This is a genomic window from Rahnella woolbedingensis, from assembly GCF_003602095.1.
Classification (GTDB): Bacteria; Pseudomonadota; Gammaproteobacteria; order Enterobacterales; family Enterobacteriaceae; genus Rahnella; species Rahnella woolbedingensis.
Map to the genome: position 1 here is coordinate 1 of NZ_RAHH01000091.1, position 751 is coordinate 751.

Here is a 751-nt window from a genome sequence, read left to right on the forward strand (position 1 = left end):
GCGAACACGTCGGCATTCGTGGCCACGGTTTCCACGCTGTAGCCTGCGCTGCTGTCGCTGGTTCCCATGGCATTGGTCGCCGTGGCCGTAAAGGTCCACTCACCGTACAGGTTGGTGATATTCTGAGAGCCATGCAGATTGTAGCTCCAGTGCCCGTCGGCATCGGCCACCACGCTGCCCAATGTGTACGTATGATTATTCACGGCGGAATACACTTTTACCGTCACGACACTGCCCGCGTCTGCGGTACCGGAAACCAGTGGCTGGCTGTCATCAGTTTTGCCACCCTGTGCGACGACGCCCTGATGGTCACCCGACTGGTCGAGGACTTCGGTGATCACCGGCGCGACTGGCGGGGCGTCCTGGTTTAGTTCGGTGGTGTGAATGGTGTAGGTATTGGATGGCAGCAGTTCATTGGTGCCTGAGTCTGTCAGGAAAACCTGGAAGTCATAGGTTCTGCCCGGCTCCAGTGGCGCGTCCGGCTTGAAGCTCCAGTTGCCGTTTTCACCAATGTCACAATAGCCAAGCACCACGCCATTACAGTAAACCCGCAGTACCTGGCCATCGCCCATCGGCAGGCGACCGCTGAGCGTCGGTTGCAGGTCATCGGTGTAGCCGTCATTGAGCACCGGGCCCATAGAGTGACCAGCCGCATCGGTGATGGTATCAATGTGTGCGAGCGTGTCGTAGTCAATGCCTGCTTCCGCGGCGGCATTCAGGTTATTATTTTCTGTACTGGACATAATATCCG

At 57.7% G+C, this 751-nt stretch carries 1 protein-coding gene; it reads right to left on the minus strand.

Annotated elements, in window-relative coordinates:
• A partial coding sequence (locus D6C13_RS25325; RefSeq protein WP_167458091.1) for an Ig-like domain-containing protein occupies nt 1-743 on the minus strand: 743 nt, incomplete at its 3' end.
• Nucleotides 744-751: the final 8 nt, after the last annotated feature.